The 20190-nt window shown below is 67.7% G+C and carries 18 protein-coding genes; all 18 read left to right on the top strand.

Going from position 1 to position 20190, the window contains the following annotated elements; all coding sequences use genetic code 11:
- Nucleotides 1-40 precede the first annotated feature (40 nt).
- On the top strand, nt 41-1039 hold the full coding sequence (gene dusB, locus JHD77_RS09660; protein ID WP_003095402.1) for a tRNA dihydrouridine synthase DusB: 999 nt from the start codon (nt 41-43) through the stop codon (nt 1037-1039).
- The gene (gene fis, locus JHD77_RS09655; RefSeq protein WP_003121116.1) at nt 1036-1359 is read left to right on the top strand and encodes a DNA-binding transcriptional regulator Fis; all 324 of its coding nucleotides are present in this window, start codon (nt 1036-1038) and stop codon (nt 1357-1359) included. Before dusB ends, fis begins: the two co-directional genes overlap by 4 nt.
- A gap of 79 nt (nt 1360-1438) precedes the next feature.
- Nucleotides 1439-3046: a bifunctional phosphoribosylaminoimidazolecarboxamide formyltransferase/IMP cyclohydrolase gene (purH, locus tag JHD77_RS09650; RefSeq protein ID WP_023090900.1), complete on the top strand. Its 1608-nt coding sequence runs from the start codon at nt 1439-1441 to the stop codon at nt 3044-3046.
- Between the two features lie 103 nt (nt 3047-3149).
- On the top strand, nt 3150-4439 hold the full coding sequence (purD, locus tag JHD77_RS09645) for a phosphoribosylamine--glycine ligase (protein ID WP_003105150.1): 1290 nt from the start codon (nt 3150-3152) through the stop codon (nt 4437-4439).
- 103 nt (nt 4440-4542) lie between these two features.
- Nucleotides 4543-7371: a hybrid sensor histidine kinase/response regulator RetS gene (retS, locus tag JHD77_RS09640; protein WP_003095412.1), complete on the top strand. Its 2829-nt coding sequence runs from the start codon at nt 4543-4545 to the stop codon at nt 7369-7371.
- A 243-nt stretch (nt 7372-7614) separates the two neighbouring features.
- Nucleotides 7615-8208 (top strand): MarC family protein, encoded by a 594-nt coding sequence (locus JHD77_RS09635; RefSeq protein ID WP_003095417.1) that lies wholly within the window; start codon nt 7615-7617, stop codon nt 8206-8208.
- A 424-nt stretch (nt 8209-8632) separates the two neighbouring features.
- Nucleotides 8633-9898, top strand: a complete 1266-nt coding sequence (urtA, locus tag JHD77_RS09630) for an urea ABC transporter substrate-binding protein (RefSeq protein WP_003105144.1) — start codon at nt 8633-8635, stop codon at nt 9896-9898.
- 146 nt (nt 9899-10044) lie between these two features.
- Nucleotides 10045-11634 carry an urea ABC transporter permease subunit UrtB gene (gene urtB / locus JHD77_RS09625; RefSeq protein ID WP_003105141.1) on the top strand — a complete coding sequence of 530 codons (1590 nt, stop codon included), beginning with the start codon at nt 10045-10047 and terminating at the stop codon, nt 11632-11634.
- Nucleotides 11631-12710, top strand: a complete 1080-nt coding sequence (urtC, locus tag JHD77_RS09620) for an urea ABC transporter permease subunit UrtC (RefSeq protein ID WP_191519351.1) — start codon at nt 11631-11633, stop codon at nt 12708-12710. Before urtB ends, urtC begins: the two co-directional genes overlap by 4 nt.
- Nucleotides 12707-13564, top strand: coding sequence for an urea ABC transporter ATP-binding protein UrtD (gene urtD / locus JHD77_RS09615; protein WP_003105136.1), 858 nt, complete (start codon nt 12707-12709; stop codon nt 13562-13564). Before urtC ends, urtD begins: the two co-directional genes overlap by 4 nt.
- 136 nt (nt 13565-13700) lie before the next feature.
- A complete protein-coding gene (urtE, locus tag JHD77_RS09610) occupies nt 13701-14399 on the top strand; it encodes an urea ABC transporter ATP-binding subunit UrtE (RefSeq protein ID WP_031690020.1) in 699 nt (232 codons plus the stop codon).
- Nucleotides 14400-14482: 83 nt separating this feature from the next.
- Complete coding sequence (locus JHD77_RS09605; RefSeq protein WP_003095437.1) at nt 14483-14935, top strand: GNAT family N-acetyltransferase; 453 nt, start codon at nt 14483-14485, stop codon at nt 14933-14935.
- A gap of 8 nt (nt 14936-14943) precedes the next feature.
- Entirely contained in the window at nt 14944-15786 is an 843-nt protein-coding gene (locus JHD77_RS09600; protein ID WP_003123539.1) for an urease accessory protein UreD, read from the top strand.
- Between the two features lies 1 nt (nt 15787).
- Nucleotides 15788-16090 (top strand): urease subunit gamma, encoded by a 303-nt coding sequence (locus tag JHD77_RS09595; protein ID WP_003099389.1) that lies wholly within the window; start codon nt 15788-15790, stop codon nt 16088-16090.
- 8 nt (nt 16091-16098) lie between these two features.
- Nucleotides 16099-16617, top strand: a complete 519-nt coding sequence (locus tag JHD77_RS09590; RefSeq protein WP_003099390.1) for an L-methionine sulfoximine N-acetyltransferase — start codon at nt 16099-16101, stop codon at nt 16615-16617.
- Nucleotides 16618-16633: 16 nt separating this feature from the next.
- The gene (locus JHD77_RS09585) at nt 16634-16939 is read left to right on the top strand and encodes an urease subunit beta (protein ID WP_003095450.1); all 306 of its coding nucleotides are present in this window, start codon (nt 16634-16636) and stop codon (nt 16937-16939) included.
- Between the two features lie 62 nt (nt 16940-17001).
- On the top strand, nt 17002-18702 hold the full coding sequence (ureC, locus tag JHD77_RS09580) for an urease subunit alpha (RefSeq protein WP_003099392.1): 1701 nt from the start codon (nt 17002-17004) through the stop codon (nt 18700-18702).
- Between the two features lie 118 nt (nt 18703-18820).
- Entirely contained in the window at nt 18821-20188 is a 1368-nt protein-coding gene (locus JHD77_RS09575) for a hypothetical protein (RefSeq protein ID WP_003099394.1), read from the top strand.
- Nucleotides 20189-20190 lie beyond the last annotated feature (2 nt).

Genomic DNA, 20190 nt, shown 5'->3' with positions numbered 1-20190 from the left:
CCCTCCCTTTTTTCGCAGCACCGCAAGACAGGGAAGCCCCATGTCGGTGGTACGCATCGGCCCATATACACTGCCCAACAGACTGATCCTCGCGCCGATGGCCGGGGTGACCGATCGTCCGTTCCGTCAGCTTTGCCGTCGCCTTGGCGCCGGGATGGTGGTATCGGAGATGGTGACCAGCGACGTCCGCCTGTGGAACAGCCGCAAGTCGCGCCTGCGCCTGATCCACGATGGCGAGGACGAGCCGCGCTCGGTGCAGATCGCCGGCGGCGATCCGGCCATGCTGGCCGAGGCCGCGCAGCGCAATGTGGAACTCGGTGCGCAGATCATCGACATCAACATGGGCTGCCCGGCGAAGAAGGTATGCAACAAGGCAGCGGGGTCCGCCCTGCTGCGGGACGAGGCGCTGGTCGCCGAGATCCTCGATGCCGTGGTCAGGGCGGTCGACGTACCGGTCACCCTGAAGATCCGGACCGGCTGGGACCGGGACAACCGTAACGGCGTCACCGTCGCGAAGCTCGCCGAACAGGCGGGGATCCAGGCTCTTGCGGTGCATGGCCGGACCCGCGCCGACCTGTACACCGGGGAGGCGGAGTACGAGACCATCGCGGCGATCAAGCAGGCCGTGTCGATACCGGTGTTCGCCAATGGCGACATCGATTCGCCGGAAAAGGCCAGGAAAGTCATCGAGCAGACCGGGGTGGATGCCCTGCTGATCGGTCGGGCCGCCCAGGGAAGACCGTGGATTTTCCGCGAGATCGACCATTACCTGCGGACCGGCGAGCACCTGCCGGCGGCGCCGCTTCCCGAAGTGCAGAGCATCCTGCTCGAACACCTCGCGGAGCTGCACCTTTTTTATGGGGAAGAAATGGGTGTGCGGATCGCCCGCAAGCATGTGGGGTGGTATCTCGCGACTCTGCCGGGCGCAAGGGAATTCCGCGCCCAGTTCAATCGTTTGCAGGACACGGATGCGCAGTGCGCCAGCGTCAGGCAGTTCTTCGCCGAGCGCCAGAACAACGGAACAGGGGTGGCCGCATGACAACGATGACGACCGAGACTTTAGTGAGTGGAACAACGCCCGTGAGCGACAACGCCAACCTGAAACAGCACCTCACCACGCCGACGCAAGAAGGGCAGACCCTGCGCGACAGCGTGGAGAAGGCATTGCACAACTACTTCGCCCACCTCGAAGGGCAGCCGGTCACGGACGTTTACAACATGGTGCTCTGCGAAGTCGAAGCGCCGCTGCTGGAAACCGTCATGAACCACGTCAAGGGGAACCAGACCAAGGCCTCCGAGCTACTCGGCCTGAACCGCGGGACCCTGCGCAAGAAACTCAAGCAATACGATCTTCTTTAAGAGCGGCGGCGGGCTCCGGCCAAGGGCGCGCGTCCCGGCCGGCACCCGCGGCCGGAAGCCAGCCCTCAGGACCCTTGCAATGACCGACCAAACCACCCGCCTGCCCATCCGCCGCGCGCTGATCAGCGTTTCCGACAAGACCGGCGTCGTCGACTTCGCCCGTGAGCTGGTCGCCCTCGGCGTGGAAATCCTTTCCACCGGCGGCACCTACAAGCTGCTCCGGGACAACGGCATCTCTGCCGTGGAAGTGGCCGACTACACCGGCTTCCCGGAAATGATGGACGGTCGGGTGAAGACCCTGCACCCGAAGGTGCATGGCGGTATCCTCGGTCGCCGCGACCTGGACGGCGCGGTCATGGAGCAGCACGGCATCAAGCCGATCGACCTGGTGGCGGTCAACCTGTATCCCTTCGAGGCCACGGTGGCCAGGCCCGACTGCGACCTGCCTACCGCCATCGAGAACATCGATATCGGCGGGCCGACCATGGTCCGTTCGGCGGCGAAGAACCACAAGGATGTCGCCATCGTGGTCAATGCCGGCGACTACGCCGCCGTGATCGAATCCCTCAAGGCCGGCGGCCTGACCTACGCCCAGCGTTTCGACCTGGCCCTCAAGGCGTTCGAGCACACCTCCGCCTACGACGGCATGATCGCCAACTACCTGGGTACCATCGACCAGAACCGCGATACCCTAGGCACCGCCGACCGCGGCGCCTTCCCGCGCACCTTCAACAGTCAGTTCGTCAAGGCCCAGGAAATGCGCTACGGCGAGAACCCGCACCAGAGCGCGGCGTTCTACGTCGAGGCGAAGAAGGGCGAGGCCAGCGTCTCCACCGCCATCCAGTTGCAGGGCAAGGAACTGTCGTTCAACAACGTCGCCGACACCGACGCCGCCCTGGAATGCGTGAAGAGCTTCCTCAAGCCGGCCTGCGTGATCGTCAAGCATGCCAACCCCTGCGGCGTCGCCGTGGTGCCGGAAGACGAAGGCGGCATCCGCAAGGCCTACGACCTGGCCTACGCCACCGATAGCGAATCGGCGTTCGGCGGCATCATCGCCTTCAACCGCGAGCTGGACGGCGAAACCGCCAAGGCCATCGTCGAGCGCCAGTTCGTCGAGGTGATCATCGCGCCGAAGATTTCCGCCGCCGCCCGCGAGGTGGTCGCCGCCAAGGCCAACGTACGCCTGCTCGAATGCGGCGAATGGCCAGCCGAGCGCGCCCCGGGCTGGGACTTCAAGCGGGTCAACGGCGGCCTGCTGGTACAGAGCCGCGACATCGGCATGATCAAGGCCGAGGACCTGAAGATCGTCACTCGCCGCGCGCCCACCGAGCAGGAGATCCACGACCTGATCTTCGCCTGGAAGGTGGCCAAGTTCGTCAAGTCCAACGCCATCGTCTACGCCAGGAACCGCCAGACCGTCGGCGTCGGCGCCGGCCAGATGAGCCGGGTCAACTCCGCACGGATCGCCGCGATCAAGGCCGAGCACGCCGGCCTGGAAGTGAAAGGCGCGGTGATGGCTTCCGACGCCTTCTTCCCGTTCCGCGACGGCATCGACAACGCGGCCAAGGCCGGCATCACCGCGGTGATCCAGCCGGGCGGCTCGATGCGCGACAACGAAGTGATCGCGGCGGCCGACGAGGCGGATATCGCGATGGTGTTCACTGGCATGCGCCATTTCCGCCATTGAGTATCACGGCGGCTGAGCGCGATGCGGTCAGCCGCCCTACCCACGAATTTCACGCAGGGCGGATAACGCGGCGCGTTACCCGCCGTTGCGCCAGGAGAACCCCATGAACGTACTCATCATCGGCAGCGGCGGTCGTGAACATGCCCTGGCCTGGAAAGTCGCCCAGGACCCGCGCGTGGCGAAGGTCTTCGTCGCCCCGGGCAACGCCGGCACCGCCACCGAAGCCAAGTGCGAGAACGTCGCCATCGACGTGCTGGCCCTGGAGCAACTGGCCGACTTCGCCGCGAAGAACGTCCAGTTGACCATCGTCGGTCCCGAGGCGCCGCTGGTGGCAGGCGTGGTCGACCTGTTCCGCGAGCGCGGCCTGGATATCTTCGGCCCGACCGCCGGCGCCGCCCAGCTGGAAGGCTCGAAGGCCTTCACCAAGGACTTCCTCGCCCGCCACCGGATCCCCACCGCCGCCTATCGCAACTTCACCGAGGTCGAGCCGGCCCTGGCCTACCTGCACGAGCAGGGCGCGCCCATCGTCATCAAGGCCGATGGCCTGGCCGCGGGCAAGGGCGTGATCGTCGCCATGAACCTGGACGAAGCCGAAGCCGCCGTGCGCGACATGCTCGCCGGCAATGCCTTCGGCGACGCCGGCTCGCGCGTGGTGATCGAGGAGTTCCTCGATGGCGAGGAGGCCAGCTTCATCGTCATGGTCGACGGCCAGAACGTGCTGCCGATGGCCACCAGCCAGGACCACAAGCGCGTCGGCGATGGCGACAGCGGGCCGAACACCGGCGGCATGGGCGCCTACTCGCCGGCCCCGGTGGTCACCGCCGAGGTCCACCAGCGGGTGCTGGACGAAGTGATCTACCCGACCGTGCGCGGCATGGCCGAGGAAGGCAACGTCTATACCGGCTTCCTCTATGCCGGCCTGATGATCGACAAGAGCGGCGCGCCCAAGGTCATCGAATTCAACTGCCGCTTCGGCGATCCGGAAACCCAGCCGATCATGGTCCGCCTGGAGTCCTCCCTGGTCCTGCTGGTCGAGGCCGCCCTGGCCAAGGCGCTGGACAAGGTCGAGGCGACCTGGGACCCGCGTCCGACCGTGGGCGTGGTACTGGCCGCCGGCGGCTATCCGGGCGACTACGCCAAGGGCGAGGTCATCGAAGGCCTGGCCGAGGCCGCCGCGCTGGACGGCAAGGTGTTCCACGCCGGCACCGCGCTGAAGGATGGCCAGGTGGTCACCTCCGGCGGCCGCGTGCTCTGTGCCACCGCCATCGGCGAGAGCGTGTCCGCCGCCCAGCAACAGGCCTATCGCCTGGCCGAGAAGATCCGCTGGAACGGCTGCTTCTACCGCAAGGACATCGGCTACCGTGCCATCGCCCGCGAGCGCGGCGAGTCCTGACCGGGCCCGAAGCCGCGGGCGCCGCACGGCGCTTCCGCGGCCTATGCCGTTGCCACGGCCACTTGGCTATAATCCGGCCATTCACCTTCGAAGGGACTTCGCCGTGGTACGGCTTCGGATCGCCATAGGACTACTCGTCAGCTTCCTGCTGCTTCTGCTCGGTCCGATGTCGCCGGCGGTCGCGGACGACGCCGGCGTTTCCAGCGTTCCCCTGCAAACCACCGCCACCACCCCCAGCGTCAACCAGAACTGGCGCCTGCTGCGCGACGAGAGCGCGCAACTGCGGATCGCCGACGTCCTCCAGCGCAAGGAGCAGTTCCGCCCGCTGGCCAAGCGCTCCTTCATCTTCCCCGCTAGCCCCCAGGCGGTCTGGCTGCAGGTCCAGCTTCCCGCGCAGAAGGTGCCGAGCTGGCTGTGGATCTTCGCCCCGCGGGTGCAGTACCTGGACTACTACCTGGTGCAGGACGGCCAACTGGTGCGGGACCAGCACACCGGCGAGTCGCGACCGTTCCAGGAGCGCCCGCTGCCCTCGCGCTCCTACCTGTTCTCGCTGCCGGTCGACGGCAAGCCGATGACCCTGTACGTGCGGATGACCTCCAACCATCCGCTGATGGCCTGGTTCGACCAGATCGACGAAGCCGGCCTGGTCGGCCTGGAGAAGCCCGCCTACGCCTTCGGCATGCTGCTCGGCGGCATGCTCCTGCTGCTGATGTACAACCTGATCCGCTTCGCCTACTCGCGCAGCGCCAGCAGCCTGTGGCTGGCGGCGGTGCACGCGGCGCTGGCGGTCTGCGCCGCGGCGAACCTGGGGCTGGTGGCGTTCTGGCTGCCGGGACTCAAGTTCAACCAGTCGCTGACCGCCGACCTCGGCGCCCTCGGCGCCGCGGTGAGCCTGCTGTGGTTCGCCTGCAGCTTCTTCCGCGGCACTGCGGAAAGCCGCCTGAACCGCCTCCTGCAAGGCGAGGCGCTGTTGATCCTGGCGGTCGGCGCGATCATCGCCTTCACCCAGCAACTCTGGTTCAGCTGGCTGATCTACCTGCTGGTGATCCTCAGTTCGCTCAGCGTCCCGCTGATCGCGGCCTGGCACTGGTATCGCGGCTACCAGCCGGCGCGCCTGATCGTTGCCGGGATGATCGTGTTCAACGCCGGCTTCATGGTGTTCCTGCCGGTACTGTTCGGCACCAAGCAACTCGATCCGGGCTGGCTGGTGCTCGGCGTGTTCAGCTTCGCCACCCTCGCCGGGCTGGTCCTGAGCGTCTCGCTCACCGAACGCCAGCGGCTGATCCAGCAGCTCAACCTGCAACAGCGCACCAGCGAGGCGGCGCACACCGCGGAATTGCAGACCAAGGCCGAGTTCCTGGCCAAGATCAGCCACGAGATCCGCACGCCCATGAACGGCGTGCTGGGCATGACCGAACTGCTCCTCGGCACCCCGTTGTCGGCGAAGCAGCGCGACTACGTGCAGACCATCCACAGCGCCGGCAACGAGCTGCTCACGCTGATCAACGAGATACTCGACATCTCCAAGCTGGAGTCCGGGCAGATCGAGCTGGACGAAGTGCAGTTCGACCTCAACGCGTTGATCGAGGACTGCCTGGATATCTTCCGGGTCAAGGCCGAGCAGCAGCGCATCGAGCTGATCAGCTTCACCCAGCCGCAGGTGCCGCGGGTCATCGGCGGCGATCCGACGCGCCTGCGCCAGGTGGTCCTGAGCCTGCTGGACAACGCGTTCAAGCAGACCGAGGAAGGCGAGATCCTGCTGGTGGTGGCCCTCGACGACCAGGGCGAGACGCCACGCCTGCGCATCGCCGTGCAGGACAGCGGCCACCCGTTCGACGCCAAGGAGCGCGAGGCGCTGCTCACCGCCGAGCTGCACAGCGGCGACTTCCTTTCCGCCAGCAAGCTCGGCAGCCACCTCGGCCTGATCATCGCCCGCCAACTGGTGCGGCTGATGGGCGGGGAGTTCGGCATCCAGTCCGGCAGCAGCCAGGGCACCACCCTGTCGCTGACCCTGCCGCTCGACCCGCAGCAGCTGGAGAACCCCACCGCCGACCTCGACGGCCCGCTGCAGGGCGCCCGGCTGCTGGTGGTGGACGACAACGAAACCTGCCGCAAGGTGCTGGTGCAGCAGTGCAGCGGCTGGGGCCTGAACGTCAGCGCGGTGTCGTCCGGCAAGGAGGCGCTGGCCCAGTTGCGCACCAAGGCGCACCTGCGCGAGTACTTCGACGTGGTCCTGCTCGACCAGGACATGCCCGGCATGACCGGCATGCAACTGGCGGCGAAGATCAAGGAAGACCCCAACCTCAACCACGACATCCTGCTGATCATGCTCACCGGGATCAGCAACGCGCCGAGCAAGATCATCGCCCGCAACGCCGGGATCAAGCGCATCCTGGCCAAGCCGGTGGCCGGCTACACGCTGAAGGCGACCCTCGCCGACGAACTCGCCCAGCGCGGCGTCAGCGGCGTCACCAACTACCTGCAACCGGCCAAGGAAGCGCAGGCGCCGAGCCTGCCGAGCGATTTCCGGATCCTCGTCGCCGAGGACAACAGCATCTCCACCAAGGTCATCCGCGGCATGTTGAACAAGCTCAACCTCCAGCCGGACACCGCCAGCAACGGCCAGGAGGCGCTCAGCGCGATGAAGGCGACCCAGTACGACCTGGTGCTGATGGACTGCGAGATGCCGGTTCTGGACGGCTTCTCCGCCACCGAGCAGCTCCGCGCCTGGGAAGCCCACGAACAGCGCCCGCATACCCCGGTGGTGGCGCTCACCGCGCACATCCTCAGCGAACACAAGGAACGCGCGCGGCTGGTCGGCATGGACGGGCACATGGCCAAGCCGGTGGAGCTGTCGCAATTGCGTGAGCTGATCGCCTACTGGGTCGGCGAACGCGATCGCCGCCGCCAGGGCGACGCCCTGCCCTCCTGAGGGCAGCGACGTGCTCCGGGGCTGCACCCGGCCTCCGCCACGGCGGATAACCGCAAGCGGCTATTCGCCCTACGCCCCGGTGGTCCCGGCTCCCGTAGGGCGCATGACGCCAACGGCGTTATCCGCCGACATCCGGCCTCGTTGTCACATGCCACGCGAACCGGCATATTGCCAACCCGCCGGACATCGCACCGGCCCGTCGCACGCTATGCTCATGCCCACACCCGGACCGGAAGCGCCTCCATGCATTTGCTGTTCAGCGTCTACCTGAAGATGCTGGTGCTCTATAGCCCCTTCTTCGTGCTGTCCTGCTTCATCAGCCTCAGCCGCGGCTTCGGCCCGCGCGACCGCAAGCGCATGGCCTGGCGGGTGGCCCTGGCGGCGCTGATCGCCAGCGTCGCGCTGTACCTGTTCGGCCGCTACATCTTCATCCTCTTCGGTATCACCGCCGACGCCTTCCGCATCGGCGCCGGCAGCGTGCTGTTCATCTCCGCGCTGGGCATGGCCCAGGGCCGCGCGGCGGTGCAGAGCGACAACGTGCAGCAGGACGTGACCATCGTCCCGCTGACCATTCCTCTCACCGTCGGCCCCGGCACCATCGGCGCGCTGCTGGTGATGGGCGTCGGCCAGGGCTGGGAGGCCAAGCTGATCTCCCTGGTGGCGATCTTCCTCGCCTGCCTGACCCTCGGCACCACGCTCTATCTTTCCGACCGCATCGAACGCCTGCTTGGCGACCAGGGGCTACAGATCGTCAGTCGCCTGATGGGCCTGTTCGTCTGCGCACTGGCGGCGCAGATCATCGTCACCGGCCTGAAGGGTTCGCTGTTCCCAGGCTGAGCGCACCAGCCTGAGGCGGACGCCCTGGATGCCGCGCCCTGACGCACCGCGGTGGTGCCAGGACGGAGCGACGGCGTACCCATGGACGCGCCGCCGGCGGCAAGGAGGGAGGTCAGCGCGACGCCTCCCCTTCCGGAGCCCACGGCGCCTTCTCCGTCGATATCCGGCGAAAACCCGTTGAAAACGCAGCCTTCCCCGGCATAGCCAGACCTGCTCGGCATGCTTCCCCGGCGACTCGCGGCGCCTTTTCGCCGACCGATACCGGCCAGCGCCAAGAAGAGGCACAGCCTTTGCTCTGGAGCCTCGACGAAGAGATCCAGGCCGCAGTGCGCACCCCGCCGTCCACCGGACGGATGCCCGACGACAAGCACGACGCCTCCTGAAAACTGCCGCCCCGACCGCTGGTGAATGGAGAACAACACCAATGAAACGTCGCAGTCTGCTCAAGGCCTTCACGCTGTCCGCGTCCATCGCTTCCATGGGCCTGTCCTGGTCCATCCAGGCCGCCGAAACCATCAAGGTCGGCATCCTCCACTCGCTGTCCGGGACCATGGCGATCTCCGAGACCTCGCTGAAGGACATGGCCCTGATGACCATCGACGAGATTAACGCCAAGGGCGGGGTCAACGGCAGGAAGCTGGAGGCGGTGGTGGTCGATCCCGCGTCGAACTGGCCGCTGTTCGCGGAAAAGGCCCGCCAGTTGCTGACCCAGGACAAGGTCGCGGTGGTCTTCGGTTGCTGGACCTCGGTGTCGCGCAAATCGGTGTTGCCGGTGTTCGAGGAACTCAACGGATTGCTGTTCTACCCGGTCCAGTACGAGGGCGAGGAACTCTCGCCGAACGTCTTCTATACCGGCGCGGCGCCGAACCAGCAGGCGATCCCGGCGGTGGAGTACCTGATGAGCGAGGACGGCGGCGGCGCCAGGCGCTTCTTCCTGCTCGGCACCGACTATGTCTACCCGCGCACCACCAACAAGATCCTGCGCGCCTTCCTGCACAGCAAGGGCGTGGACGACAAGGACATCCAGGAGGTCTACACGCCGTTCGGCCACAGCGACTACCAGACCATCGTCGCCGACATCAAGAAGTTCGCCGCAGGCGGCAAGACCGCGGTGGTCTCCACCGTCAATGGCGACTCCAACGTGCCCTTCTACAAGGAACTGGCCAACCAGGGCCTGGAAGCCACCGAGGTGCCGGTGGTGGCCTTCTCCGTAGGCGAGGAAGAACTGCGCGGCATCGACACCAAGCCGCTGGTCGGCAACCTCGCGGCATGGAACTACTTCGAGTCGGTGAGCAATCCGGTCAACGAGAAGTTCGTCGCCGACTGGAAAGCCTACGCCAAGGCAAAGAACCTGCCGAACTACGGCACCGCGGTGACCAACGACCCCATGGAAGCCACCTACGTCGGCATCCACATGTGGGCGCAGGCCGTGGAAAAGGCCGGCAGCACCGAGGTCGACAAGGTTCGCGAGGCGATGGCCGGGCAAAGCTTCAAGGCGCCATCCGGCTACACGCTGGTCATGGACAAGAGCAACCACCACCTGCACAAGCCGGTGATGATCGGCGAGATCCAGGACGACGGCCAGTTCGAAGTGGTCTGGAAGACCCCCGAGCCGCTTCGCGCGCAACCCTGGAGCCCGTTCATCCCGGGCAACGAGAAGAAGCCGGAGCATGCGCTGAAGAGCAACTGAGTTCTGCCGTGAAGAACCCTGCCCCCCTGACCAGGCGTTCCCCTGAACGGAACGGGAACGCCCCGGTCGCGCGCCTAACGGCCCCCTCGTCCTTCAGGGAGAGGGCGGGGGACCGGCCATACCGCACGTCGCCCAGGAACCCCAGCATGCCCCTTGCCCTCCTCACCCGCCCGCTCCATGCCTGTGTCCTGGTCCTGGCCGCCCTTCTCGCGGTGACGGCCTACGCCGGACCGGCGCAGGACTTCGCCGCTGCCGACAACGGCGGTCGCGCCCACCTGCTCGAACACTGGGCGGCGACGCCCGACGCCGATCGCCTGGCCTTTCTCGAAGCGCTGCGCCACAACCGCATTGCGCTGGACAGCCGCCAGCAGCCATTCATCCTCGGCGCCGACCAGCGTTTCCAGGCCGCCGAAGGCGACGCCCTGCCGGACGGCGAGCCGAAGCCGCTGCGCCTGAACAATCGCCTGCGCGGCCTGCTCAACACCGCCCTGGCCAGCCACCAGTTGGTGGCCAACGAAGTGCCGCTGCGGCAGGCCGCCGCGCAGCAGTTGCAGAAAACCGCCAAGGCCGCGCAACGGCCGCTGCTCGAAGCGCGCCTGCGGATCGAGAGCGACGCTGGCGTGAAGGAAGCCCTCGGCCTGGCCCTGGCCAACCTGCAACTCGGCGATCCCGACCCGGCGCTACGCCTTTCCGCCGTGCGCCTGCTCGGCGAGTCCGGCGATCCGCTGGCGCGAACCCGCCTGGAGAACCTGCTCGACCCGGCGGTGGAACCGGAGGAAGGCGTGCGCATCGCCGCCGCCACCAGCCTGGCCCAGGTCAAGCGCCGGCTGCTGGTCGGCGACCTGCTCGGCCAGGCCTTCAGTGGCCTGTCGCTGGGCTCGATCCTGCTGCTCGCGGCGCTCGGCCTGGCGATCACCTACGGCCTGCTCGGGGTGATCAACATGGCCCACGGCGAAATGCTCATGCTCGGCGCCTACTCCACCTACGTGGTGCAACTGCTGTTCCAGCGCCTGGCGCCGGAATGGCTGGCGCTCTACCCGTTGCTGGCGCTACCGGTGGCGTTCTGCGTCAGCGCCGCCATCGGCATGGCCCTGGAGCGCACGGTGATCCGCCATCTCTACGGCCGGCCGCTGGAAACCCTGCTCGCCACCTGGGGCATCAGCCTGGTGCTGATCCAACTGGTGCGGATGCTGTTCGGCGCGCAGAACGTCGAGGTAGCCAACCCGGCCTGGCTGTCCGGCGGCATCCAGGTGCTGCCGAACCTGGTGCTGCCGTGGAACCGCATCGTCATCATCGGCTTCGCCCTGTTCGTGCTGCTCCTCACCTGGCTGCTGCTGAACCGCACGCGGCTCGGCCTGAACGTCCGCGCGGTGACCCAGAACCGCAACATGGCGGCCTGCTGCGGGGTGCCCACAGGGCGCGTGGACATGCTCGCCTTCGGTCTCGGCTCGGGCATCGCCGGGCTCGGCGGGGTAGCCCTGTCGCAGGTCGGCAACGTCGGCCCGGACCTCGGCCAGGGCTACATCATCGACTCCTTCCTGGTGGTGGTGCTCGGCGGCGTCGGCCAGCTCGCCGGCAGCGTCCTCGCCGCCTTCGGCCTCGGCGTGGCGAACAAGATCCTCGAACCGCAGATCGGCGCGGTGCTGGGCAAGATCCTGATCCTCGCGCTGATCGTCCTGTTCATCCAGAAACGCCCGCAGGGACTGTTCGCCCTGAAAGGGAGGGTCATCGATTGAACCAGCCACTCACCGTCACCCTCGCCCGCCGGGCCGGCGGCCGCGTCACCGCTATCGCGCTCGGCGCAGCCTTCGCCACGCTGCTGGTCATGCCGCTGCTGCACCTGCTGCCGGCGGACAGCGCGCTGCACCTCTCGGCCTACAGCCTGACCCTGACCGGCAAGATCCTCTGCTACGCCATCGTCGCCCTCGCCCTCGACCTGGTCTGGGGCTACGCCGGCCTGCTGTCCCTCGGCCACGGGCTGTTCTTCGCCCTCGGCGGCTACGCCATGGGCATGTACCTGATGCGCCAGGCCTCCGGCGACAGCCTGCCGGCGTTCATGACCTTCCTTTCCTGGAACGAACTGCCCTGGTACTGGGCCGGCACCCAGCACTTCCTCTGGGCGCTGTGCCTGGTGGTGGTGCTGCCCGGCGCGCTGGCCTTCGCCTTCGGCTACTTCGCCTTCCGCTCGCGGATCCGCGGCGTGTACTTCTCGATCATGACCCAGGCCCTGACCTTCGCCGGCATGCTGCTGTTCTTCCGCAACGAGACCGGTTTCGGCGGCAACAACGGCTTCACCGACTTCCGCAGCATCCTCGGCTTCCCGATCACCGCGCCGGGCACCCGCGCCGCCCTGTTCCTCGCCACCGTCGCGCTGCTCGCGGCCAGCCTGCTGCTCGGCTGGCGCCTGGCGCGAAGCAAGTTCGGCCGGGTCCTCACCGCGCTGCGCGACGCCGAGAACCGCCTGATGTTCTGCGGCTACGACCCGCGCGGCTACAAACTCTTCGTCTGGACCCTGAGCGCGGTGCTCTGCGGCCTCGCCGGCGCGCTGTTCGTGCCGCAGGTGGGGATCATCAACCCCAGCGAGATGTCGCCGACCAACTCCATCGAGGCCGCCGTCTGGGTCGCCCTCGGCGGACGCGGCACCCTGCTCGGCCCGCTGCTCGGCGCCGGCGTGGTGAACGGCGCGAAGAGCTGGTTCACCGTGGCCTTCCCGGAATACTGGCTGTTCTTCCTCGGCGCGCTGTTCATCGTCGTCACCCTGTACCTGCCGCGCGGCCTGCTCGGCCTGCTGCGCAAGGAGAAGGAGCAATGAGGACCACCCCGCACCTGATGCTCGAACCGGCCTTCCACCCCGGCCTCGATACCGCCGGCAGCGGCCGCGACGCCATCGGCCTGGGCGCCGCCACCAGCGGCCGGCTGGACGCGCGCCACGGCACCATCCTCAGCCTGGAAGACATCAACGTCAGCTTCGACGGCTTCAAGGCCCTGCGCGACCTGACCCTGTACATCGGCGTCGGCGAATTGCGCTGCATCATCGGCCCCAACGGCGCCGGCAAGACCACCCTGATGGACGTGATCACCGGCAAGACCCGCCCGCAGAGCGGTACCGCGTATTTCGGCGACACCCTCGACCTGACCCGCATGAGCGAGGTGCAGATCGCCCAGGCCGGGATCGGCCGCAAGTTCCAGAAGCCCACGGTGTTCGAGGCCCTGAGCGTGTTCGAGAACCTCGAACTGGCGCAGAGGGCCGACAAGTCGGTGTGGGCCAGCCTGCGCGCGCGGCTCGACGGCACGCAGAGGGAACGCATCGAGGAGGTGCTCGCCACCATCCGCCTGCTGGAGTCGCGGCAGCGTCCGGCGGGTTTGCTGTCCCACGGCCAGAAGCAGTTCCTCGAGATCGGCATGCTGCTGGTGCAGGAACCGCAGTTGCTGCTGCTCGACGAGCCGGTGGCGGGCATGACCGATGCCGAGACCGAATTCACCGCCGAGCTGTTCAAGTCCCTGGCGCGCAAGCACTCGCTGATGGTGGTGGAGCACGACATGGGTTTCGTCGGCAGCATCGCCGACCATGTCACCGTGCTGCACCAGGGCCACGTGCTGGCCGAAGGCTCGCTGGCGGAGGTACAGGCCGACGAACAGGTGATCGAGGTCTACCTCGGTCGCTGACGCCAGCCATCCGCTCGGCGGGTAGCGCCTGCCAAGTGGCGCCCGTCGCGCAGGGCGAATGACCGCTCGCGGTTATCCGCCGAGCCAGGTTGGGAATCGCAGTGAAGAACCATCACGGGACAAATGGAAGAGAACCATGCTGCAAGTCGACAAGCTCCACCAGTACTACGGCGGTAGCCATATCCTCCGTGGCCTGAGCTTCGAGGCGAAGGTGGGCGAGGTGACCTGCCTGCTCGGTCGCAACGGGGTGGGCAAGACCACCCTGCTGCGCTGCCTGATGGGCCTGGTCCCGGCCCGCGAGGGCCAGGTCGCCTGGGAAGGCCGTTCGCTCACCGGACTCAGGCCGCACCAGCGGGTCCGCGCCGGGATCGCCTACGTGCCGCAGGGACGGGAAATCTTCCCCCGGCTGACGGTGGAAGAGAACCTGCTGATGGGACTGTCCCGTTTCAGCGCCAGGGACGCCCGGGCGGTGCCGGACTTCATCTACGAGCTGTTCCCGGTCCTGCACGAAATGAAACAGCGCCGCGGCGGCGACCTCTCCGGCGGCCAGCAGCAGCAACTGGCGATCGGCCGCGCCCTGGCCAGCCAGCCGCGACTGCTGATCCTCGACGAACCCACGGAAGGCATCCAGCCTTCGGTGATCAAGGAGATCGGCACGGTCGTCCGCAGCCTGGCGGCGCGCGGCGACATGGCGATCCTGCTGGTCGAGCAGTTCTACGACTTCGCCGCCGAACTGGCCGACCAATACCTGGTGATGGCGCGCGGCGAGATCGTCCAGCAGGGCCGCGGCCGCGACATGGAGAGCGAGGGCGTGCGCGGACTGGTGGCGATTTGAACGGACTGGGACACACTGCCGCTGGCGCAACCGGGGCCTGCGCTGGCAATCTCTATGCCCTCGTCTTTCCGCAGGAGGTCGAAATGACCGTCACTCTGCGCCCGGCCGTCCAGGCCGACGCGGGCTTCGCCGCGCTCTGCGTCGCCGCCGCCTATGCCCCGTGGATCGCGGTGATCGGCCGCAAGCCCTGGCCGATGACCCAGGACTACCACGAGGTGATCGCCAGCGACCGGGTCCTCATCGCCGAGCACGACGGCCAGCCGGTCGGCCTGCTGGTGACCCGGGAAACCGCCGACGGCTTCCTCGTCGACAACCTCGCCGTGCTTCCCGAATGCAAGGGCCAGGGCATCGGCCGACAACTGCTGGAGCGTGCCGAGCGCGACGCAACGAGCCTCGGCTACCGCTCGCTGTACCTCTACACCAATGAGCGGATGACGGAAAACATCGCGCTCTACGCCAGGGTCGGCTACCTCGAATACGAACGCCGCCAGGAAGAGGGATTCCGCCGCGTGTTCATGCGCAAGGCCCTGGCCTGACCCGACCGATGACCGCCGCCCTCCCCGACCTGAGCTTCCACCCCGCCTGGCACGCCCAACTGGAGCTGGCCTACGCCCGCGCCGGCGACGCCACCCGCCCGGTGACGCGGCGCCACTCCGGACCGCTGCGGGTGCAGAAGCACCTCTACGCCGAAGGCCCGGAAGTCTGCCAGCACATCCTCGTGCATCCGCCCGGCGGCATCGCCGGCGGCGACAGCCTGGCCTTCGACGTGCGCCTCGGCGAACGCGCCTGGGCCCAGCTCACCAGCCCCGGCGCAGCCAAGTGGTACCGCGCCGCCTGCCCGTCGCGGCAGACCCTGGAGATCCACCTGGAGCCCGGCGCCACCCTGGAATGGCTGCCGCAGGAAAGCATCGTCTTCGCCGGCGCCCAGGCCGAACTGGAAACCCGTATCCAGCTGCGCGGCGACGCCCGCCTGTTCTACTGGGACATGGTCGCGCTCGGCCGCCCGGCCAGCGGCGAGCGCTTCGCCAGCGGCCACTTCGTCGCGGCCCTGGACATCCGTCGCGACGACCGCCTGCTCTGGCACGAGCGCCAGCGCATCGACGGCGGCGACCGCCTGCTCGACTCGCCGATCGGCCTCGCCGGGCATCCGGTGCTGGCGACCCTGGTCGCCAGCGGCGAGATCGACACCGACCTGCTGCAACGCTGCCGCGCGCTCCCCTGCGCCGGCCGCGGCAACCTCAGCCAGTTGCCCGGCGGCCTGCTGGTGGCGCGCTGCCTGGCCGACGAGGCGCTGCACGCGCGAGCCTGGCTGATCGAACTCTGGCGCCTGCTGCGGCCGGCGCTGCTCGGCCGCGAGGCCGTTCCCCCACGCATCTGGAGTACCTGAGATGGACTTGTCCCCCCGCGAGAAAGACAAGCTGCTGATCTTCACCGCCGGCCTGCTCGCCGAGCGCCGGCTGGCACGCGGTCTCAAGCTGAACTACCCGGAGGCGGTGGCGCTGATCTCCGCCGCCCTGCTGGAGGGCGCGCGCGACGGCCGCAGCGTCGCCGAGCTGATGCACTACGGCACCACCCTGCTGAACCGCGAGCAGGTGATGGAGGGCGTGCCGGAGATGATCCCGGACATCCAGGTGGAGGCCACCTTCCCCGACGGCACCAAGCTGGTGACCGTCCACCAGCCCATCGCCTGAGGCCGGCCATGAGCGCTTCGATCCGCGACGCCGGCGTCGCCGACCTGCCCGGCATCCTCGCCATCTACAACGACGCCGTGGGCAATACCACGGCGATCTGGAACGAAACCCCGGTGGACCTGGCCAACCGCCAGGCCTGGTTCGACACCCGCGCCCGCCAGGGCTACCCGATCCTGGTGGCGAGCGACGCCGCCGGCGAAGTGCTCGGCTACGCCTCCTACGGCGACTGGCGACCCTTCGAGGGCTTCCGCGGCACCGTCGAGCACTCCGTCTACGTGCGCGACGACCAGCGCGGCAAAGGCCTCGGCGTGCAACTGCTGCAGGCGCTGATCGAACGTGCGCGGGCCCAGGGCCTGCACGTCATGGTGGCCGCCATCGAAAGCGGCAATGCCGCCTCGATCGGCCTGCACCGGCGCCTCGGCTTCGAGATCAGCGGGCAGATGCCGCAGGTGGGCCAGAAGTTCGGCCGCTGGCTCGACCTGACCTTCATGCAACTGAACCTCGACCCGACGCGCAGCGCGCCCTGAGCCCCAAGGAGCCCCCATGATCCCCGGTGAATACGACATCCAGCCCGGCGATATCGAACTCAACGCCGGCCGCCGCACCCTCGCCCTGAGCGTGGCGAACACCGGCGACCGGCCGATCCAGGTCGGCTCGCACTACCACTTCTTCGAGGTCAACGACGCCCTCGCCTTCGACCGTCCGGCCACCCGTGGCATGCGCCTGAACATCGCCGCCGGCACCGCGGTGCGCTTCGAACCGGGGCAGAGCCGCGAGGTGGAGCTGGTGGAAATCGGCGGCGGACGGCGGGTATACGGCTTTGCCGGGCGGGTGATGGGGGACCTCTAGGGCCCCACTGGCCAGGTTCGACCAAAGACAGCGAACACCGACGATCGCCAAAGGAGCGTTCGATGAAAATCAGCAGACAAGCCTACGCCGACATGTTCGGCCCCACCGTCGGCGACCGCGTGCGCCTGGCCGACACCGACCTGTGGATCGAGGTGGAACGGGACTTCACCGTCTATGGCGAGGAAGTGAAGTTCGGCGGCGGCAAGGTCATCCGCGACGGCATGGGCCAGAGCCAGCTGGGCGCGGCGCAGGTGGTCGACACGGTGATCACCAATGCGCTGATCCTCGACCACTGGGGCGTGGTCAAGGCCGACGTCGGTCTCAAGGACGGGCGCATCCAGGCCATCGGCAAGGCCGGCAACCCGGACATCCAGCCCGGGGTGAACATCGCCATCGGCGCCGGCACCGAGGTGATCGCCGGCGAGGGCATGATCCTCACCGCCGGCGGCATCGACACGCACATCCACTTCATCTGCCCGCAGCAGATCGAAGAGGCGCTGATGAGCGGGGTCACCACCATGATCGGCGGCGGCACCGGCCCCGCCGCCGGGACCAACGCCACCACCTGCACCTCCGGTCCCTGGCACATGGCGCGGATGCTCCAGGCCGCCGACGCCTTCCCGATGAACATCGGCTTCACCGGCAAGGGCAACGCCAGCCTGCCGCTGCCGCTGGAGGAGCAGGTACTCGCCGGCGCCATCGGCCTGAAGCTGCACGAGGACTGGGGCAGCACCCCGGCGGCGATCGACAACTGCCTGGAGGTGGCCGAGCGCCACGACATCCAGGTGGCGATCCACACCGACACCCTCAACGAATCCGGCTTCGTCGAGACCACCCTCGGCGCCTTCAAGGGCCGCACCATCCACACCTACCACACCGAGGGCGCCGGCGGCGGCCACGCACCGGACATCATCAAGGCCTGCGGCTTCGCCAACGTGCTGCCCAGCTCGACCAACCCGACACGGCCGTTCACCCGCAATACCATCGACGAGCACCTGGACATGCTGATGGTCTGCCACCACCTCGACCCGGCCATCGCCGAGGACGTGGCCTTCGCCGAGTCGCGCATCCGCCGCGAGACCATCGCCGCCGAGGACATCCTCCACGACCTCGGCGCGTTCAGCATGATCAGCTCCGACAGCCAGGCCATGGGCCGGGTCGGCGAAGTGATCACGCGCACCTGGCAGACCGCCGACAAGATGAAGCGCCAGCGCGGCCGCCTCGACGGCGACGGTGCGCGCAACGACAACTTCCGCGCCAGGCGCTACATCGCCAAGTACACCATCAACCCGGCGATCACCCACGGCATCAGCCATGAAGTGGGCTCCGTCGAAGCCGGCAAGTGGGCCGACCTGGTGCTCTGGCGCCCGGCCTTCTTCGGCGTCAAGCCGAGCCTGATCCTCAAGGGCGGGGCCATCGCCGCCAGCCTGATGGGCGACATCAACGGCTCGATCCCCACGCCGCAGCCGGTGCACTACCGACCGATGTTCGCCAGCTACGCCGGCAGCCGTCACGCGACCAGCCTGACCTTCGTCAGCCAGGCCGCCTTCGCCGCCGGCGTACCGCAGCAGCTCGGCCTGCGCAAGGCCATCGGCGTGGTCAGCGGCTGTCGCGGTGTGCAGAAGACCGACCTGATCCACAACGGCTACCTGCCGACCATCGAGGTCGACGCACAGAACTACCAGGTACGCGCCGACGGCCAGTTGCTCTGGTGCGAACCGGCGGACGTGCTGCCGATGGCGCAGCGCTATTTCCTGTTCTGATTCCCACGCGACGGGTCCCGGCGCCACGCCGGGACGTCGACCGCTCCGTTCGGACAGCTTGGCTTGTCGGCGCTAGCGGCGACAATGGTGCCTCTCCGCAGCCGCCGGCAGTCCGTCCATGTCCTCCCGCCAATCGTCCCGCAACGCTTCCACCCCGTATCTGGCCAAGGCCTTCCAGGCGACGGCCATCGTCGTGGTGAGCTACTTCCTCTACTGGACCTACCAGCTCTACCAGTACGGCGAGATTCCCATCAGCAAGAAGGACGTGATGCTGCGCCAAGCCATCCTCGCGCGCTTTCCGGCGGACTACGAGGTGGAAATCAAGGGCGCCGACCTGCTCGGCTTCGGCGAGAAATTCCTGGTCGCCTACGGCAATCGGCGCTTCGTCGGCAAGGCCTTCGCCATGGACGACCAGGTCATCGAGCGCCTGGAGCGGAACCAGGGACGGACCAACCTGCCGCTGGTGAAGGTGTTCTACATCGCCGAACCCGGCCTCCTCTCCTCGCTGCTCAACCTCTCCCCGTTCCTGGATATCCAGAAGAACATGGTCGAGCTGAGCCTCCGGGAATACCGGAAGATCCAGTTGGTCCCCTTCGATCCGGACGCGAAGCGGAAACCGCGCGAGCAGTTCGAAACCGATTATGCCTTCCCCCAGCTGTTCAGCCTCAGCCAACTGGAAGTCGCCGACTACGACGGCGACGGCCGCGACGAACTGCGCCTGGGCTACCTGTCCTACGCCGGCGGTTCGGGAGGGACGCGCTGGTCGGTGATCTACGACCTGAAGGACGGCGCGCTGACCGCCCATTCCGGCTATCCGGAAATGCTCGACATCGACGTCGCCCGGTTCATCCAGGCGGTCAACCTGTACGCCGGCCTCGACGGCACCCTGCCACGCGACCAGCGTCAGCTGGAAGACGTGGTCGGCCGAGGCAGCGAGCGCTTCGCGCTGACCGCCGCGGAGCGCCAGGCACTGGTCGCCGACCCGCCGCAGCGGGACGACTACGCCAGGGTCCTGATGAGCCTTTCGCCGCGCTCGCCCTACGCCCCCGATCGCTTCATCGACCTCGGCGACGGCAGCCGACTGACCCTGGCCCCGCGCCATACCGACGATTACTCGACCTTCCTCGACATCGGCGGGAAGAAAATCTTCGTCGAAGCCTTCTACGTCGACGACGACGCCTGCCACTGGTGCGAGCATCGCTGGCGAGTGATGGCTTTCCATTACGACGACGGTCGCTGGATCTCGGACCGCACCATCAACGGCGACAGCTTCAACGGGCAATGGCTGCGCAACGCGGAGCCGCTGGGCCTCAACGACGTTTTCGGCACCTACCGCGACCAGGGCCCGGCGGGCCTGGCCTGGTCCTTCATCGACCCGCGCTGGACCGCCTCCAGCCAGCATGACATGGACGATCCGCTGGGCGTGGGAATGCGCACCCTGTCGCCGGTGGAGCAATGGGTGAAGGAACGCTATCGGGAAAACTGAGG

It is taken from the genome of Pseudomonas sp. P20 (genome assembly GCF_016463925.1).
Classification (GTDB): domain Bacteria; phylum Pseudomonadota; class Gammaproteobacteria; order Pseudomonadales; family Pseudomonadaceae; genus Pseudomonas; species Pseudomonas aeruginosa.
The sequence above is the reverse complement of the archived record's forward strand: the minus strand, read 5'-3'. Positions and strand labels throughout refer to the sequence as shown.